Source organism: Pseudomonas lundensis, from assembly GCF_001042985.1.
In the GTDB taxonomy this organism is placed as follows: Bacteria; Pseudomonadota; Gammaproteobacteria; order Pseudomonadales; family Pseudomonadaceae; genus Aquipseudomonas; species Aquipseudomonas lundensis.
On record NZ_JYKY01000013.1, the window covers coordinates 66,192 to 82,372 of the forward strand.

The following is a 16,181-nucleotide window of genomic DNA, read 5'->3' on the forward strand; positions in this document are numbered from 1 at the left end:
ATGGGGCTCCGTTTTTTTTTGGCGTGTGCTATTTCCGCCATCAGTGCCCGGCTTGCCACGTTTCAGGAATTCACCGGTTTAACGCTTAAAAGGGGTGCAGAAGTGGGTACAGAATTCACATTTTTGGTGCGCAAAATCTCTAAAAATCATCGCTATTTATAGAAAAGCACCATTTAAATTCAGAACTGCGACATTTTGCGCTGTCGCGGTGCGACATGAATTGATAAAGTTCCGGCCAATCTCCGTTTAACGACAATAAATTTGCCGAGACTTACCCATGATCGAATCCGTCGAGCACTTCCTTGCCCGCCTCAAAAAACGCGACCCAGACCAGCCAGAATTCCACCAGGCGGTGGAAGAAGTCCTGCGCAGCCTGTGGCCTTTTCTCGAAGCCAATCCGCACTACCTGACTTCCGGGATTCTCGAACGTATTTGCGAACCTGAGCGGGCAATTGTGTTTCGCGTGTCATGGGTGGATGACGAAGGCAAAGTGCGGGTTAACCGCGGCTTCCGCATTCAGATGAACAGCGCCATTGGCCCTTACAAAGGCGGCTTGCGCTTCCACCCGTCGGTGAATTTGGGGGTGTTGAAGTTCCTGGCGTTTGAACAAACCTTCAAAAACTCCCTGACCTCGCTGCCCATGGGCGGCGGTAAGGGTGGCTCGGATTTCAACCCCAAGGGCAAGAGCGACGCGGAAGTCATGCGTTTCTGCCAAGCCTTCATGAGCGAGCTGTACCGTCATATCGGTTCGGACGTGGACGTGCCCGCTGGCGACATCGGCGTCGGCGCCCGTGAGATTGGCTTCCTCTTTGGCCAATACAAACGCCTGAGCAACCAGTTCACCTCCGTGTTGACCGGCAAAGGCATGAGCTACGGCGGCAGCCTGATTCGCCCGGAAGCCACCGGGTTTGGCTGCGTGTATTTTGCGCAGGAAATGCTCAAGCGCAGCGGCCAGCGTATTGATGGCAAGCGGGTTGCGATTTCCGGCTCGGGTAACGTGGCGCAGTATGCCGCGCGCAAAGTCATGGACCTGGGCGGCAAAGTCATTTCCCTCTCGGACTCCGAAGGCACCCTCTATTGCGAAGCCGGTCTGGACGACGCGCAGTGGGAAGCGCTGATGGCGCTGAAAAACGTCAAGCGCGGACGTATCAGCGAACTGGCGGCGCAATTTGGTCTGGAGTTTCTGGCGGGCCAGCATCCGTGGCATCTGCCCTGTGACATTGCGCTGCCTTGCGCAACACAGAACGAACTGGACGCCGAAGCCGCTCGCACATTGCTGAGCAATGGCTGTGGGTGCGTGGCCGAAGGCGCCAACATGCCGACCACGCTGGAAGCGGTGGACCTGTTTATCGAGGCGGGCATTTTGTTCGCACCGGGCAAAGCCTCCAATGCGGGCGGTGTGGCCGTGAGCGGTCTGGAAATGTCGCAGAACGCCATGCGCTTGCTGTGGACGGCGGGTGAGGTGGACAGCAAGTTGCACAACATCATGCAATCGATCCACCACGCCTGCGTTCACTACGGTGAAGAAAACGGCCGCATCAACTACGTCAAAGGCGCCAACATCGCCGGTTTCGTCAAAGTGGCCGATGCCATGCTCGCGCAGGGCGTGGTTTAAGCCCGGTCCACGCGAACGATCTCGACCTGCAAATCCCCGGCAGGTCGAAGCCACAACACTTCATCGCCGGGGCCTGCGCCCAACAGCGCACGGCCCAGTGGCGAGCCCCAATTGATTAACCCCTTCGTGGCATTGGCCTCGTCTTCGCCGACCAGTTGCACCCGTTGCTCATTGTCGTGTTCATCGACGAACGTCACCCAACTGCCTATCTGCACCTTCTGCGTCGAAGTCGCGGGCGCGACCACCTGTGCGCTGAGCAAGCGCTGATTGAAATAGCGCAGGTCGCGATCAAGATCAGCCAAACGCTGCTTGTCGGCCTCATCCCCTTTCGCCGTCTCGTGAGCATGCTCAGCCTGTAGCTCACTGACTTTGGCCTGCAATAAAGCTTGACCTTGGGCGGTGACGTAATTGGGCTGGCTGCTGACCTGACGCTCAATGGGGGCATTGGCGTGGTCAGCAGCGCTGTCTTCGTTTACAAATGCGCGGCTCATGGCAACTGTCCCTTATGGCGATAAGGTTGAGAGCCCGCGGGCCGATCAAGGTTCAGATGAGTGCGAGCGATAAGCACGAGCAGCGTCGACATCCTTCTCGTGTTGCCAATCGCGTTCGCGCTCATCCCAATGACGGTCCTGATATTGCTCCCGGTCCTGGTTTTCGCGCATGGCCTGGCATTGGCGAAAGCCATCATCCCACCCTTGAGCGTAGGTCGAATCCTTCAGGTAGCGCGGGACGTTTTTCTTGAATTCCCCCGTTATCACCCCGGCCGCTTGCCGGCCACTGCTGCACCCATCATCGAAACCGTCTGCAAAGGCGGGAGGATACCCTTTGGCCAGCAGGTCCTGATGGGTGGTCTCACACCCGGCCAACAGCACAATCAGCATCCCCAACCCCACACACCTGCGCCACATAACCCACCTCAGTGCACCGTTGAACGGCTGATGCGGTGAGTGTAGGCCGGGATCTGTGAGTGGGGCGTCAAGCCGATGTCAATGCGATGTCAGTGATCAGGTTGAGCCCCGAGAGCCGAGTGTTCAGCCAGTTCCTGCTGGATAAAGGCCGCGATCATGGTGCGGTACACCTGTTCGGTGACCTGCGGGTTGGCCCCGAGTTCGTCGGCCAATGCCCTGACTTTGAGGAAAACCTGCTCCACGCGTTGCGGCGCTTTGACCGCGTTGCTGTCCTTTTTAAACCGCGCAGCCTGCGAAACATACGCCCCGCGCTGTGCGATCAGGCCGACGATCTGGCGGTCCAGTTCGTCGATGTGTGAGCGCACCTCTTCAAGGGTGTGGCACGTTACCGTCATGTGGTGAAGCTCCCTTTAGTAGTGATACCACTTCACTTCCAGCATCACTTCGTTCACGGGCGAGGTCAGGTGGCTGAATTCGCGCTGGGCTGTCAGGCGTAAACCGAGGTTGCGCGACAGTTCCCATTGTTGATTCAGGCTTAAGGTGCGGCGTATTTCACCGTTGGTGAAGTAATCGCCCTTGGCTTCCAGGCTCAGGTTGCCGATCGGGTTGCGCCACAGCACGCCGGTGTTAAAGCCCGCCGCAGGTGACACGAACGCCGCGAAGTCGTTGTTGTGCTCCACGCGCACGGTGCCGAGAGCAAAGCCCAGTACCTCGTCAGCCAGTTGCCAGGTGCCACCTGCGCCGCCGTTAACGTGGCTGACGAGGGTTTCATCGCCATGTTTGCCGAGCACGCGCTCCAGCCCGCCACCCACTTGCCAGGACCACGGCTTAAGCAAGTCATTGCGCGGGGTCAGGGAGCGGATGTTGGCCAGGTCCAACTGCTGGATTTGCCAGTGGTTGCCTTCGTACTGGCGCAGTTTGAGTTGCAGGATTTCGATTTGCGCGCCCAACGGGAAGCCCGGCGCGTTGTCGTTGAGGTCGTGGTAGGCCATGCGCAGGCCGTACTCGCCAAAAACCTTGTCATCACGGCTGCCGACGCCCACTTGCCAGGTACGCGATTGGTGGCCGTTTTCTGGCAGCTCGGGTTTTTCGACATGCAGCTGCGGGGCCGGATTCTGGTTGATCGCGCGCAGCAGTTCAAAGCTGCGCTGCGAACGGTCGGTGTCTCGCTCCAGGCCGTTGGCGCGGTAGCGTTCAAGGCGATACGCCGCATCGATAATCAACGCCTGACGCGCGCTGGGCAGTGCCTTGAAATCCGGGTTTTGCAATTGTTTCTGATCGGCGCTGACCTGCAGCACCCATTGCTGTTCTTCAGGGTCGAGGGCTTTGGCCCGGTCCAGCAGCTCGCGCTCGCGGGACGGACGGTATTCGATACTTTCGACCAGGCCTGCTTCCTTGACGGCCTTGACGGTGTCGGTGGGGATGGCGGTCAGCGGGAATTGGGTGGTCAGTTGCAAGCCGGGGCGCGCCACTTGCAGCAGCTCCAGCAAGCGATATGAGCAGTTTTCATCGAAGAAGAAGTAGTCGAACTGGATTTGTTTCAGTTCCCACACGTGTTCGACCATGCGTTGCGTTTCTTCGGGGGTCAGGTTGAGCCGGTATTCCCACAGGTCGCGGTTTTCAAGGCTGCGGTATTCCGACAGTTTTTCCTGATACGGCACCAGCGCGAACAGGCCCGGGTAGCCACCGGCCAGCCCTTTCCAGGCATACAGGATGCTGTTGTCGGAGCCTTCAATGTAGGCGCCAAAGTTGATTGCATAGCTCAGCAGCGCGGTCTTGTTGCTTTGCACGTCCGCCTGATCGATGCGCAGCAAGGTGTGACCGAACATCGATGAGGGGCTGTTGAGGTAGGCCGCCGGAAAAATCATGACCGTGCTGTGCGGGGCCACGTCTTTGAACCATTGCGTGAACTCCGCGCAGGGGGCTGGCGGCAGGTCGGTCAGGTTCAATTGGGCCTTGAGCCAGCGGGTGCGGGCCGGGTACACGCACTGCGGGTGTTTATCCCCCAGGCTCAACGGCGAATACAGCGCCTCGACGGTGGCACGCAGTTCTGCGTCCGGGTGTTGGGCGCCGTCGGGGGCGATGAAGAATTTGTCGTCGCTGACGTAACTGCGCCAGCCTCCGAGTGTGCGGGCTTCGTAATGCCCGAGGGAAATCCAGAAAGGGTCGTTGGCCAACTGCTGCACACGTTGATTGTCGATTTGGGGCGCGGCATATAACGGGGCGCAGGCACAGAGCGCCAGATAGGCAAGGCGTTTGAGCATGGTGGGCAACTGTTGTCAGGCAAAGAGAAATGAAGCGCAAGAATACCCGCTCCGAAAGGAGCGGGTAGGTCTCATTTACGCAGCAGTGGCGTATTTGGACAGGCGTGCGTCACTTTTCAGGACAGCCAGGGTGTTGTTGTGAACGTCATCGGCCGTCACGTCAGCTTTGCTGAAGATTTGCTGGAAGTGTTCGTGGGTGACAGCAGCAAAATGCTCGCGGTCTTCAGGGGCGACACCCAGTACCACCGCGTAGGTGGTCAGTGCTTCGCCGTTGCCTTTAGCCATGTCTTCGGACAGCTCGTTCATCATGCCATTCATGGCAATCCACGATTTGCCGCCGTAGGTCAGCGCGTCTTTGGTGGTGCAACCGTTGGTACCGGACGTCATGCCGAAAGTGGCGTTGCCGGAGGTGCCGTTGGTGGTAGAGGCCAGGAAGTGGGCCGGTGTGCCGCGCTGGCCTTCAAACAGCATGTTGCCCCAACCGCAGTTTGGGCCGCCTGGTGCTTGAGCCATGGCATTGAGGGAAACAACAGTGAAGAGAGTACCGAGAAGAATCCGTTTCATAGCTTTGTTCTCTATGTGTGTGCAACCAATGGACAAGGGTGTCTGGCCCTGAAGCGCCAGTACGGGCCAGTTATGACTTCCGGCCGCGTAACACCTTGGAGTCTAGGCACGTTCTGCAGGTTCCGTTATTTTTTGCAAAACAATCATTGATCGAGCGCAGTTTAATCCCGCAAATACAGGGCCTCGGGAATTCGCGCATCGTGCGCCTTGCCAGTGGCGTACGGCCAGCGCCAGAATGCTGCCATCTGCCCCGCCCGATGTAAGGAAGCCCGATGCCTGATTCTGTTGCTGCCAGCTTGCGTCTAGCGCCTGACGCGCTGACCCGTCCGTTTTCCGCTGAACAGTTCAGCTTCTCTACCACCAATGATCTGGAGCCTTTTCGCGGCATTCTCGGCCAGGAGCGTGCGGTCGAAGCCTTGCAGTTTGGCGTGGCCATGCCGCGTCCGGGATACAACGTGTTTGTCATGGGCGAGCCCGGCACCGGGCGTTTTTCGTTCGTCAAGCGTTACCTCAAGGCTGAAGGCAAACGCCTGAAGTCGCCCAGCGACTGGGTGTACGTCAATAATTTCGATGACCCGCGTGAACCGCGGGCGCTGGAGTTGCCGGCCAGTGGCGCCGGTGCGTTCATCGCGGACATCAATGGGTTGATCGATAACCTGCTGGCGACCTTCCCGGCGGTGTTCGAACACCCGACGTACCAACAGCGCAAAAGCGCCATCGACCGGGGTTTCAACCAGCGTTATGACCGGGCGCTGGACGTGATCGAGCGCCTGGCGCTGGAGAAGGGCGTGGCGCTGTACCGCGACAGCAGCAACGTCGCCTTCACACCGATGAGCGATGGCAAGGCGCTGGATGAAGCCGAGTTTTCGCAGTTGCCCGAAGAAGAGCGCGAGCGTTTTCACGAAGACATTTCGCAGCTCGAAGAGCGTCTTAACGAAGAGCTGGCGAGCCTGCCGCAATGGAAGCGCGAGTCTAACAACCAGTTGCGTCACCTGAACGAAGAAACCATCACCCTGGCGCTGCAACCGTTGCTGGCGCCGCTGTCGCAGAAGTACGCCGAGAACGGTGCGGTATGCGGTTATTTGCAGGCCATGCAGGTGTATCTGCTCAAAACCGTGGTCGAGCAGTTGGTCGACGACAGCAAGACCGATGCGCAGGCGCGCAAGCTGCTCGAAGAGCAATACCTGCCAAGCCTGGTGGTGGGTCAGCCGATGAGCGGCGGCGCCCCGGTGGTGTTTGAGCCGCACCCGACCTACGACAACCTGTTTGGTCGTATTGAATACAGCACCGATCAGGGCGCGCTCTACACCACCTACCGCCAGTTGCGGCCGGGTGCGTTGCACCGTGCCAATGGCGGTTTTTTGATTCTTGAAGCGGAGAAGATGCTCAGTGAGCCGTTCGTGTGGGATGCGCTCAAGCGCGCGCTGCAATCGCGCAAGCTGAAAATGGAGTCGCCGCTGGGTGAAATGGGCCGCCTGGCGACCGTGACGCTGACCCCGCAAGTGATCCCGTTGCAGGTCAAGGTCATCATCATTGGTGCCCGTCAGCTGTATTACACGTTGCAAGACCTCGATCCGGACTTCCAGGAGATGTTCCGCGTGCTGGTGGACTTCGACGAAGACATCCCGATGGTCGACGAAAGCCTTGAGCAGTTTGCACAGCTGCTGACCACGCGCACGTCTGAAGAAGGCATGGCGCCACTGACGGCCGATGCGGTTGCGCGACTGGCCACCTACAGCGCGCGGCTGGCGGAGCATCAGGGGCGGTTGTCGGCTCGTATCGGTGATCTGTTCCAGTTGGTCAGCGAGGCGGATTTCATTCGTCATCTGGCCAACGATGAAATGACCGACGCCGGGCACATCGAACGTGCGCTCAAGGCCAAGGCCACCCGTACCGGGCGTGTGTCGGCGCGGATTCTCGATGACATGCTGGCAGGCATCATCCTGATCGACACCGATGGCGCCGCTGTCGGCAAATGCAATGGCCTGACCGTGCTGGAAGTGGGGGATTCAGCGTTCGGCGTGCCAGCGCGGATTTCGGCCACGGTGTACCCGGGCGGCAGCGGAATTGTCGACATCGAACGCGAAGTCAACCTCGGGCAGCCGATTCACTCCAAGGGCGTGATGATCTTGACCGGCTACTTGGGCAGTCGTTATGCCCAGGAATTCCCGCTGGCGATTTCGGCCAGCATCGCGCTGGAACAGTCCTACGGCTACGTGGACGGCGACAGTGCTTCGCTGGGCGAGGCTTGCACGTTGATTTCCGCGCTGTCCAAAACGCCGCTCAAGCAGTGTTTTGCAATCACCGGCTCCATCAACCAATTCGGTGAAGTGCAGGCGGTGGGCGGGGTCAACGAGAAGATCGAAGGCTTCTTCCGTCTGTGCGAGGCTCGCGGGCTGACCGGCGAGCAGGGTGCGATCATCCCTCAAGCCAACGTTGCCACCTTGATGCTGGATGAGAAAGTGTTGCAGGCCGTGCGCGAAGGCAAGTTCCACGTCTACGCGGTGCGTCAGGCAGACGAAGCCCTGAGCTTGTTGGTGGGCGAGCCTGCGGGCGAGCCGGACGCTGAAGGTCAGTTCCCGGAGGGCAGCGTCAATGCGCGGGTGGTCGAACGCCTGCGGGTGATTGCAGAGATGATCAGCGATGAAGATCTCAAAGAAGCGGAAAAAGAACTGATCGCCGAAACCCTGGCGGCTAAAAAAACCGTGTAACGCCCTCTGCGGTGGTGACGCGTTTTACCTTCCGTTGGTCACGGCGCCTTGGCGGGCGCCGTTTTTCTTCTATTCTCAGCACATGGACCTCCACTGTCGTCACTGGAACGATGCAGCCCGTTGTGTGCGGCTGAATACAGGAACCACCGAGGGTCGCCGCCATGTCGCGCAACCTTTGTCTTACCCGCCGATGCTTGGGGCTGGTCACGCGTATCGAGTGCAGCGTACGCCCCCTGGCAGGCGGCACCGGTATGTGGACGTTGCTGTTTGCTGCCGGACTGGCGGGCGAGCAGCCCACCACGATCAAGTCCCAGGGCCCGTTCCCCGGCCCGAGCGCGGCCGAAACCATCCTTGAATCCATCGTCGAAAGCCTGACCCTGCACGGCTATGAGCTGGCGGATGATCCGCAGATCTGGTGCCTGCATGTGCAGGCCCAGCTACGGCAAATCAACGGAGCGCGCTGTCACGCGTCTCGCTGATCGCAGGCTTCAGTGGGGCGGATTGACCTCCGGCACCTTGTCGAGCTTGACCTCAAAGCCGTATTCCACGGGGGTAAGGTCGGTGCGGGCATAGCTTTCCAGTTGGGTCGGCTGGCCATAGAAGTAATGCACGTCAAACAGCGCAGGGCCTTCTGCCTCTGCGCTGTGGCTCACGGCCAGCACTTCCTTCAGGTAGTTGCCGGTGGCGTCCTTGGCGTAGAACCGCCAGGCATCCGACGGGAACGCCTTTTGATCGACTATTAGTGCGTTGCCCTTAAGCTCCAGCCCTGTGGGCAGGTGCTCTATGTTCAGCACCTGCTTGTCGACTGCTGCGATGTACATGGGCATCGAGCCAATGGCGTAGGCAGGGGTTTCCGGGAACAAGTTCAGGTCGTAGGTGATGACGCCAGTGTGCGGGTCGACATCGAAGGCTTCTTCCGGCAGCTCCAGCGGCTCGCTGCGCTTGCCACTTTCATCTTCGGCAAAGAACGTGACCGGAGCTTGGGAGGCGTCGGGCAGCAGGCCGACCAACTCGTCATTAAACGTAGCGGGGTGGCTGAACTCCAGCGTCGCGGCGCTGGCGTCGTCAATGGACTGGTTGATGGTCACGGTCTTTTTGAAGCGCTCAGGGTCGAGGTTGGCGTTTTTCAGGTACGCAGGCGCCTGGTCGTCGTACACCACGACCGATAGCGGCAGGGGCTGAACCTCTTTGCTGATCACGGTTTTATCGAGCCGACGTACCGGCAGGTCGAGGGCTTTGCGGGTCACTGTGGCGCTGGAGAAGTCCATGACGCTGATGTCCAGCGTGTCGACAGAGCCGTTGAAGTACACCTTGCTGTAGTGGTTGGGGTGTTTTTGCTCGAAGGCTTTTTCTTCGTCTGCCAACTGTCGTTCGAAGGCTTCGCTCCAGGCGGTTTGCTTGAGCATCTCGGCCAGCTGTTGCTGGTAAAACGCCAGTTGCTCGGCATTTTCGTTGATCGAGCCTGCGCGCGAGAGGAATTGGCCTGATTGATCGCGGGCCTGAATGATCAAGGGATTCAGTTCGGTGTCCCCCACAGCCTCGGCGGGCGCGGCGCTGTTGTGGATCTCGACTTCAGCGAAGTTTTTGCCCAGCGCTAACAGGGTCACGCTGATGGTGCCATCGGTCAGTGTCTGGCCCACGTCTTTGCCGTTGAGCTTGAAATGCACGACGTTGCCCGGCGCAATCACTTCTACCTTGCCATGCAGCATCACCGGTTGCGGCTGCTGGCCGTTTTCGGTCTCAACGCCGTCGATGTAAGGGTAGGTGACGGTCAGGTCGTCCGGGTTGCTCAGGTTGGCGCTCGAAGGGCTTAGCTGAATGCCGGGATCGGTTTCGGACCACTCGGGCTGGAACGGCACCTCTTGTTTATTGCTCAAGGTGACGGATTGCCATTCCAGAGCGTGGGGGAACGGGAATTCGGAGGCGCTGTTGATCGGGAAGGGGAACACCGGCTCCAGATCGGTCAGGTAGTCGGAACTGGCATTTTTACGCAGGACAAACAGGCCATTGATGTAGGTGTCCGTCAGCGCCTGAATGCTGGGGTAGTGGTTGAGCAGTGCCAGATCGTCTGTGGTGTATTCGGTTTCAATCGGCTTGTCTTGCAGCTTGAGCCGCGCCCGCTCCAGCAACAGCAGCGACCCGCCAAGGTCGGCGACGGCATCTTTGAGTGGCTGGTCTTTGATGGTGTCCAGGTTCTGTTCGAATTGGGCGGTTCTTTCTTCCAGGCTGGCGAGCGGGTGTTGGTCATCCGGTGAGCAGCCTCCCGTGGCGAGCAGCGCCAATGAGAGTCCGAGACCAGCCAAGGGGAATCGCAGATCCATTCTTCAGGTTTCCTGTCCGTAAACGATGCCGAGTAGGTGGACGCTAGCAGAAAAAGTTTTTACAGACTGTGTCCGGGGCTTTATCTCTAGTGAATTCCCGCTGATATACTCGCGCCCATTTTTTCACTTCCTGTGAGTTTCAATGGAACGCTTTATCGAAAATGCAATGTACGCGTCGCGCTGGATTCTGGCGCCGATCTATTTTGGTTTGTCGCTGGGCCTGCTGGCGCTGGCGTTGAAGTTCTTCCAGGAAGTGTTTCACGTAATTCCGAACGTGTTTGCGCTATCTGAGTCGGACTTGATCCTGGTCATTCTGTCGCTGATTGACATGGCGCTGGTGGGTGGCTTGCTGGTCATGGTCATGATTTCGGGTTACGAGAACTTCGTTTCGCAACTGGACATCGACGAGCACAAAGAGAAGCTCAGCTGGTTGGGCACGATGGATTCCACGTCGCTGAAAATGAAAGTCGCGGCCTCGATTGTGGCGATCTCTTCGATTCACCTGCTGCGGGTGTTCATGGATGCGCGCAATATCGAGCCCCAGTACCTGATGTGGTACGTGATTATCCACATGACATTTGTGATCTCGGCATTTGCCATGGGGTATCTGGACAAGATCACCAAGCATTGAGGCCGGGCGCCGGTAGCGCCTGCACAACGCGGGCTGCGAAGGCTTTGGGGGCTGTGTTAGTCTGCTCGCCCTTTTTTGGTTCAGGGCGTTTGGGTCAGTCGTTCAGTTGACTGGCCTGCAGCGTTCCACAGCGGAGCAGTGTTATGTCCGAAGTAAATCTGTCGACCGACGAAACCCGCGTCAGCTACGGCATTGGCCGTCAGTTGGGCGACCAACTGCGCGACAACCCGCCGCCGGGCGTTAGCCTGGATGCCATTCTGGCAGGCCTGACCGACGCGTTCGCCGGTAAAGAAAGCCGTGTTGGCCAGGAAGAAATGTCCGCCAGCTTCAAAGTGATCCGCGAGATCATGCAAGCTGAAGCGGCTGCCAAGGCCGAAGCCGCAGCGGGCGAAGGCAAGGCTTTCCTGGCTGAAAACGCGAAGAAAGACGGCATCACCACCCTGGCGTCCGGCCTGCAATTCGAAGTGGTGACAGCAGGTGAAGGCGCTAAGCCATCCCGTGAAGACACCGTGCGTGTTCACTACCACGGCACTCTGATCGACGGCACTGTGTTCGACAGCTCTTACGAGCGTGGCCAGCCTGCCGAGTTCCCGGTTGGTGGCGTGATCGCTGGTTGGACTGAAGCCCTGCAATTGATGAACGCCGGCAGCAAATGGCGTATCTACGTGCCGAGCGAACTGGCTTACGGCGCCCAAGGCGTTGGCAGCATCGCACCGCACAGCGTGCTGGTATTCGACGTTGAGCTGCTGGACGTTCTGTAAGAACGCCACGGTTTAGCGGTAATGACGGGTTGTTGGCCAGCCCGTCATTACGCGTTTGGCTTCATAGTTCTAGTTTGGCCTGGTGCTCATGGGTGTCAGCCGAGCCGACAGGGCGCAACGCCCGGGCGTAACAGAATAGAAACAAGTTTCGCACCAACTCTTTAAGCACTCCCGGCTCGCTTGAGTTAAGTCCTGAAAAATCCAGGTCGCCCTGATCCTGCAATTCAGTCAGCGCGTCTTCTTCCAGTACGGCACACACTTCCCCGGTTTCCCGATGCAGGATTCGCAGGTACGGGTGTGGTCGGTCCAGCCAAGCGTCTATTAAATAAGTCATGGGTGTCATCTCCTTGATGGATATCAATGAGAATAATTCTTATTCAATTAATAGCAAGTGCCTATTGGCGGATTTCCGGTTTTTCTGCGAAGACGTTGCTACCGGTCAAAGTGGCTGGCGATTTGATGTCGCGTGTTGAACCAGGCAGTGGCAGGGGAGGAAGCGGGATAGGGAGCAGAGCGGGGAAACAACACCTTCCTGCGCCAGGCGCAGGAAGGAAAGGCGCAGAAATCAGACTTTACGCACGAACTCGGACTTGAGCTTCATTGGGCCGATGCCGTCGATTTTGCAGTCGATGTCGTGATCGCCATCGCACAAGCGGATGTTCTTGACCTTGGTGCCGACTTTGACCACCAGCGAGGTGCCTTTGATTTTCAGGTCCTTGATCACGGTGATGGTGTCGCCATCGTTCAGGACAGTGCCAGCGGAGTCTTTGTAGACTTTTACGTCGCTGTCGACTTCCGCTTCAGCGTTGGCAGACCACTCATGGGCGCATTCCGGGCAGACCAACTGTACGCCGTCTTCGTAGGTGTATTCGGAATTGCATTTCGGGCAGGGTGGCAAAGTGCTCACTTGCGCTCCTTAAAAGTCAGGATGGCTAAAAGGCACGCATTGTATAGGGTTTTGTCGGCGGGCGGGGAAAGTGCGGGGGGATGCGCTTGGCGTCACAGCCCAAGACCCTCGTGTGAAGGCCTTGGGAGCGGGAGCGGCTGACGCCGGGTGTGGATCAGTGTGTGCGGGCGACCGCGAATTCGCTCAGTTCGACCAGCGCGTCGCGGTATTCGCTCGGCGGCAGGGCTTCAAGGCAAACAATGGCGCGGGCAACGAAGTCGCGGGCCAGTTGTGCGGTGTATTCCAGCGAACCGGAGGCTTCAACCGCGTCGCGGATGCTTTCCAGGTCTTCAATGCCACCTTTCTGGATGGCTTGACGAACCAGTGCCGCTTGTTCCGGCGTGCCCTCGCGCATGGTGTAGATCAAGGGCAGCGTCGGCTTGCCTTCAGCCAGGTCGTCACCCACGTTCTTGCCCAAGGTTTCGGCGTCGCCGCGGTAGTCGAGCAGGTCGTCCACCAGTTGGAATGCCACGCCCAGGTGATCGCCGAACATGCGCAATGCTTCGCTTTGTTCGGGTGTTGCACCGGCCAGAGCCGCCGCGCTGTGGGTCGAGGCCTCGAAGAGCATCGCGGTTTTGCCGCGGATGACTTCCATGTAGGTTTCTTCCGTGGTGCTGGCGTCGCGCACTTTTGACAGTTGCAGCACTTCGCCTTCGGCAATGATGCGGGTCGCTTGCGACAGGATCTTCATCACCGGCATCGAGCCCAGCTCAACCATCATTTCGAAGGAGCGCGAGTACAGGAAGTCGCCCACCAGTACGCTCGGCGCGTTGCCCCACGTCGCATTGGCGGTCTTGCGGCCACGGCGCATGCCGGACATGTCCACCACGTCGTCGTGCAGCAGGGTGGCGGTGTGCAGGAACTCGATGGTTGCCGCCAGCAGGCGCAAGTCATCGCCTTCGCGGCCCAGCGCCTTGCCACAGAGCAACACTAATAAAGGACGCAGGCGTTTACCGCCGGCCGAAGTAATGTAGTCGCCGATTTTTGAGACCAGCGGTACGCGTGAAGTCAGCTGCTTCTTGATGATGCCGTCGACGGCGCTAAAATCGTCCGCCACCGCGCGGTAGAAAGCTTGGGGTTGCATCAGCGACAGGTGCTCCAGAAGGGTTGCGCGGCATGCTAGGTCGGGGGGGATGGCCTGTCAAGGCGCGATGGGCGGCCCCTTGCAACGTCCTCTTGCCTTGCGTACAATCGCGCACCCTGAACTTCCTGGGCAGCACCTGCCTTACGCAATTGCACTTGGGCCGTTCCAGCCCCATGCAGCCATGCCAGCCAATACCTTTACCTATAAAGCGCTGGGTGAGCAGGATTATCGGAGAAATACCATGTCGTATGCAGTAATCGTTACTGGTGGCAAGCAGTACAAAGTAGCTCCAGGTGAATACCTGAAGATCGAAAAACTGGAAATCGCTACCGGCGAATCCGTAACTTTTGATCGCGTTCTGTTGGTCGCCAATGGCGACGACGTGAACATCGGCGCTCCAGTTGTTCCTGGCGCCACTGTTGTGGCTGAAGTGATCTCCCAAGGTCGTCACGATAAAGTCCGCATCATCAAGTTCCGTCGTCGTAAGCACCACATGAAGCGTATGGGCCACCGCCAGTGGTACACCGAGATCAAAATCACCGGTATTCAGGCTTAATTTCAGCCTAATTCCTCACTAGGAGAATTGACTCATGGCACACAAAAAAGCTGGTGGTAGTACCCGTAACGGTCGCGACTCAGAAGCCAAACGCCTTGGCGTGAAGATGTATGGCGGCCAGGCTATCGTTCCAGGCAACATCATCGTGCGTCAGCGCGGTACCCAATTCCACGCTGGCTACGGCGTTGGTATGGGCAAAGATCACACCCTGTTCGCGAAAGTGGAAGGCGTGATCAAGTTCCAGGTTAAAGGCGCCTTCGGTCGTCGCTATGTAAGCATCGTTCCGAAGACTGAAGTCGTCGCAGCGTAATAGCTTGGTAGCTGGAAGAGCCCTGTCTTGCGACGGGGCTTTTTCGTTTGTGGGATGAGTCTCTTGCAAAACTGTTTGTATGGGCTGCTGGCGCTGGATTTAACGGTCGTTGATTGAGGTCGCTGCGCTCATTTTTGCAAGAGTCTTATGTCTTATGTTTATCGGCTCGTCCTGATGACGAGAGGCGTTTTGTTATGAAGTTTGTTGATGAAGTATCGATCAAGGTAAAAGCGGGCGACGGTGGTAACGGTTGCATGAGTTTCCGTCGTGAGAAATTCATCGAAAACGGTGGCCCTAACGGGGGTGATGGTGGTGATGGCGGCTCGATCTATATGGTCGCCGACGAAAACCTCAACACCCTGGTTGACTACCGTTACACCCGTCACTTCGATGCCCAGCGTGGCTCGAACGGCGGTAGTACCGATTGCACGGGGCGCAAGGGTGACGATCTGATCCTGCGTGTGCCGGTCGGTACGACCGTCATTGATGCTGGCACGCAAGAAGTGATTGGCGACCTGACCAAGGCGGGTCAGAAGCTGATGGTGGTTCAGGGCGGCTGGCACGGTCTGGGCAACACGCGCTTCAAATCCAGTACCAACCGCGCGCCGCGCCAAACCACGCCGGGCAAGCCGGGTGAGCAGCGGGACTTGAAGCTTGAGTTGAAAGTACTGGCTGACGTCGGTCTGCTGGGCTTGCCGAATGCTGGTAAAAGTACCTTTATCCGTTCGGTGTCTGCGGCCAAGCCAAAGGTGGCGGATTATCCGTTCACCACGCTGGTGCCCAACCTGGGTGTGGTCAGTGTCGATCGCTGGAAAAGCTTTGTCGTTGCTGACATCCCGGGGTTGATTGAAGGCGCCTCTGATGGCGCAGGCCTGGGGATTCGTTTCCTCAAGCATTTGGCGCGTACCCGCTTGCTTCTGCACCTCGTGGACATGGCTCCGGTCGAAGGCTCGGAAAGCGCTGCCGATACCGCTGAAGTCATCGTTAACGAGCTGACCAAGTTCAGCCCGGCCCTGGCTGATCGTGATCGCTGGCTGGTCTTGAACAAGTGCGATTCGCTGCCTCAGGAAGAGCACGATGCGGTGGTGAAAGAGGTGGTTGATCGCCTTGAGTGGACCGGTCCTGTGTATGTGATTTCGGCTATTGCCAAAATCGGCACTGACAAGCTGTGCCACGACATCATGCGCTACCTCGAAGATCGCGCAGACCGCCTGGCCAATGATCCTGCCTATAAGGAAGAGCTGGCCGAGCTGGATCAGCGCATTGAAGATGAGGCGCGTGCGCAGTTGCAGGCGCTGGATGACAAGCGTGCCCTGCGTCGCAGTGGCGTGAAGAGCGTCCACGACATCGGTGACGATGACTGGGATGAAGAAGATGTTGAAGACGACGATGGTCCAGAAATCATTTACGTCCGCGACTGATTCGTTGCAGTAAACTACAGCGCCGCTCAATTGAGCGGCGTTTTAGCATCTACGAAACGGTAATCACAAAAATTCCACGGGTAGCGCTC

At 58.4% G+C, this 16,181-nt stretch carries 17 protein-coding genes; 8 read left to right on the plus strand and 9 right to left on the minus strand.

The features are described from left to right. The first annotated feature begins 277 nt into the window (after positions 1–277). Positions 278–1,615, plus strand: coding sequence for an NADP-specific glutamate dehydrogenase (gene gdhA, locus TU74_RS12520; protein WP_047292019.1), 1,338 nt, complete (start codon positions 278–280; stop codon positions 1,613–1,615). On the opposite strand, the gene TU74_RS12525 is transcribed toward gdhA, so the two are convergent. From TU74_RS12525 to TU74_RS12545, 5 genes are all read right to left on the minus strand, one after another. After that, a complete protein-coding gene (locus TU74_RS12525; RefSeq protein ID WP_048376738.1) occupies positions 1,612–2,106 on the minus strand; it encodes a GreA/GreB family elongation factor in 495 nt (164 codons plus the stop codon). The genes gdhA and TU74_RS12525 overlap by 4 nt on opposite strands. 45 nt (positions 2,107–2,151) lie before the next feature. Continuing rightward, the gene (locus TU74_RS12530) at positions 2,152–2,523 is read right to left on the minus strand and encodes a hypothetical protein (protein WP_047292021.1); all 372 of its coding nucleotides are present in this window, start codon (positions 2,521–2,523) and stop codon (positions 2,152–2,154) included. Between the two features lie 89 nt (positions 2,524–2,612). Next, positions 2,613–2,918 (minus strand): chorismate mutase, encoded by a 306-nt coding sequence (locus TU74_RS12535; RefSeq protein ID WP_048376740.1) that lies wholly within the window; start codon positions 2,916–2,918, stop codon positions 2,613–2,615. Between the two features lie 15 nt (positions 2,919–2,933). After that, positions 2,934–4,787, minus strand: a complete 1,854-nt coding sequence (locus TU74_RS12540; protein ID WP_047292025.1) for an Lnb N-terminal periplasmic domain-containing protein — start codon at positions 4,785–4,787, stop codon at positions 2,934–2,936. 75 nt (positions 4,788–4,862) lie between these two features. Continuing rightward, on the minus strand, positions 4,863–5,351 hold the full coding sequence (locus tag TU74_RS12545) for a DUF3015 domain-containing protein (RefSeq protein ID WP_019411892.1): 489 nt from the start codon (positions 5,349–5,351) through the stop codon (positions 4,863–4,865). A gap of 272 nt (positions 5,352–5,623) precedes the next feature. Here TU74_RS12545 and TU74_RS12550 point away from each other — a divergent pair, with 272 nt between their 5' ends. Next, on the plus strand, positions 5,624–8,062 hold the full coding sequence (locus TU74_RS12550; RefSeq protein ID WP_047279041.1) for a Lon protease family protein: 2,439 nt from the start codon (positions 5,624–5,626) through the stop codon (positions 8,060–8,062). Between the two features lie 161 nt (positions 8,063–8,223). Next, positions 8,224–8,541 carry a PA4575 family protein gene (locus TU74_RS12555; protein ID WP_047273579.1) on the plus strand — a complete coding sequence of 106 codons (318 nt, stop codon included), beginning with the start codon at positions 8,224–8,226 and terminating at the stop codon, positions 8,539–8,541. A 9-nt stretch (positions 8,542–8,550) separates the two neighbouring features. Here the strand turns inward: TU74_RS12555 and TU74_RS12560 are convergent, their stop codons facing one another. Next, positions 8,551–10,383, minus strand: coding sequence for a hypothetical protein (locus tag TU74_RS12560; protein ID WP_048376754.1), 1,833 nt, complete (start codon positions 10,381–10,383; stop codon positions 8,551–8,553). A 142-nt stretch (positions 10,384–10,525) separates the two neighbouring features. Between TU74_RS12560 and TU74_RS12565 the strand changes: the two genes are divergently transcribed. Together TU74_RS12565 and TU74_RS12570 are read left to right on the plus strand one after the other, a co-directional pair. Continuing rightward, a complete protein-coding gene (locus TU74_RS12565; RefSeq protein WP_047273583.1) occupies positions 10,526–11,014 on the plus strand; it encodes a TIGR00645 family protein in 489 nt (162 codons plus the stop codon). A 143-nt stretch (positions 11,015–11,157) separates the two neighbouring features. After that, the gene (locus tag TU74_RS12570; RefSeq protein ID WP_047273586.1) at positions 11,158–11,775 is read left to right on the plus strand and encodes a BamJ family beta-barrel-assembly machinery protein; all 618 of its coding nucleotides are present in this window, start codon (positions 11,158–11,160) and stop codon (positions 11,773–11,775) included. A 61-nt stretch (positions 11,776–11,836) separates the two neighbouring features. On the opposite strand, the gene TU74_RS12575 is transcribed toward TU74_RS12570, so the two are convergent. The 3 genes from TU74_RS12575 to TU74_RS12585 all read right to left on the minus strand — a co-directional run bounded on the left by TU74_RS12575 (position 11,837) and on the right by TU74_RS12585 (position 13,805). Further along, positions 11,837–12,109 (minus strand): PA4570 family protein, encoded by a 273-nt coding sequence (locus TU74_RS12575; protein WP_047273588.1) that lies wholly within the window; start codon positions 12,107–12,109, stop codon positions 11,837–11,839. A gap of 231 nt (positions 12,110–12,340) precedes the next feature. Then, positions 12,341–12,682 (minus strand): zinc ribbon domain-containing protein YjdM, encoded by a 342-nt coding sequence (locus TU74_RS12580; RefSeq protein WP_047273590.1) that lies wholly within the window; start codon positions 12,680–12,682, stop codon positions 12,341–12,343. A gap of 154 nt (positions 12,683–12,836) precedes the next feature. Then, positions 12,837–13,805: a polyprenyl synthetase family protein gene (locus TU74_RS12585; RefSeq protein WP_047273592.1), complete on the minus strand. Its 969-nt coding sequence runs from the start codon at positions 13,803–13,805 to the stop codon at positions 12,837–12,839. A 241-nt stretch (positions 13,806–14,046) separates the two neighbouring features. On the opposite strand from TU74_RS12585, the gene rplU reads away from it, so the two are divergent. From rplU to cgtA, 3 genes are all read left to right on the plus strand, one after another. After that, complete coding sequence (rplU, locus tag TU74_RS12590; protein WP_007901869.1) at positions 14,047–14,361, plus strand: 50S ribosomal protein L21; 315 nt, start codon at positions 14,047–14,049, stop codon at positions 14,359–14,361. Between the two features lie 34 nt (positions 14,362–14,395). Then, positions 14,396–14,671, plus strand: a complete 276-nt coding sequence (gene rpmA, locus TU74_RS12595) for a 50S ribosomal protein L27 (RefSeq protein WP_047273595.1) — start codon at positions 14,396–14,398, stop codon at positions 14,669–14,671. 194 nt (positions 14,672–14,865) lie between these two features. After that, positions 14,866–16,092 (plus strand): Obg family GTPase CgtA, encoded by a 1,227-nt coding sequence (cgtA, locus tag TU74_RS12600; protein ID WP_048376755.1) that lies wholly within the window; start codon positions 14,866–14,868, stop codon positions 16,090–16,092. Positions 16,093–16,181 lie beyond the last annotated feature (89 nt).

Excerpts from the sequence above, each read along its gene's own strand:
- gdhA (WP_047292019.1), top strand. The coding sequence starts at position 278 with ATGATCGAATCCGTCGAGCACTTCCTTGCCCGCCTCAAAAAACGCGAC.
- TU74_RS12525 (WP_048376738.1), bottom strand. The coding sequence starts at position 2,106 with ATGAGCCGCGCATTTGTAAACGAAGACAGCGCTGCTGACCACGCCAAT.
- TU74_RS12530 (WP_047292021.1), bottom strand. The coding sequence starts at position 2,523 with ATGTGGCGCAGGTGTGTGGGGTTGGGGATGCTGATTGTGCTGTTGGCC.
- TU74_RS12535 (WP_048376740.1), bottom strand. The coding sequence starts at position 2,918 with ATGACGGTAACGTGCCACACCCTTGAAGAGGTGCGCTCACACATCGAC.
- TU74_RS12540 (WP_047292025.1), bottom strand. The coding sequence starts at position 4,787 with ATGCTCAAACGCCTTGCCTATCTGGCGCTCTGTGCCTGCGCCCCGTTA.
- TU74_RS12545 (WP_019411892.1), bottom strand. The coding sequence starts at position 5,351 with ATGAAACGGATTCTTCTCGGTACTCTCTTCACTGTTGTTTCCCTCAAT.
- TU74_RS12550 (WP_047279041.1), top strand. The coding sequence starts at position 5,624 with ATGCCTGATTCTGTTGCTGCCAGCTTGCGTCTAGCGCCTGACGCGCTG.
- TU74_RS12555 (WP_047273579.1), top strand. The coding sequence starts at position 8,224 with ATGTCGCGCAACCTTTGTCTTACCCGCCGATGCTTGGGGCTGGTCACG.
- TU74_RS12560 (WP_048376754.1), bottom strand. The coding sequence starts at position 10,383 with ATGGATCTGCGATTCCCCTTGGCTGGTCTCGGACTCTCATTGGCGCTG.
- TU74_RS12565 (WP_047273583.1), top strand. The coding sequence starts at position 10,526 with ATGGAACGCTTTATCGAAAATGCAATGTACGCGTCGCGCTGGATTCTG.
- TU74_RS12570 (WP_047273586.1), top strand. The coding sequence starts at position 11,158 with ATGTCCGAAGTAAATCTGTCGACCGACGAAACCCGCGTCAGCTACGGC.
- TU74_RS12575 (WP_047273588.1), bottom strand. The coding sequence starts at position 12,109 with ATGACTTATTTAATAGACGCTTGGCTGGACCGACCACACCCGTACCTG.
- TU74_RS12585 (WP_047273592.1), bottom strand. The coding sequence starts at position 13,805 with ATGCAACCCCAAGCTTTCTACCGCGCGGTGGCGGACGATTTTAGCGCC.
- rplU (WP_007901869.1), top strand. The coding sequence starts at position 14,047 with ATGTCGTATGCAGTAATCGTTACTGGTGGCAAGCAGTACAAAGTAGCT.
- rpmA (WP_047273595.1), top strand. The coding sequence starts at position 14,396 with ATGGCACACAAAAAAGCTGGTGGTAGTACCCGTAACGGTCGCGACTCA.
- cgtA (WP_048376755.1), top strand. The coding sequence starts at position 14,866 with ATGAAGTTTGTTGATGAAGTATCGATCAAGGTAAAAGCGGGCGACGGT.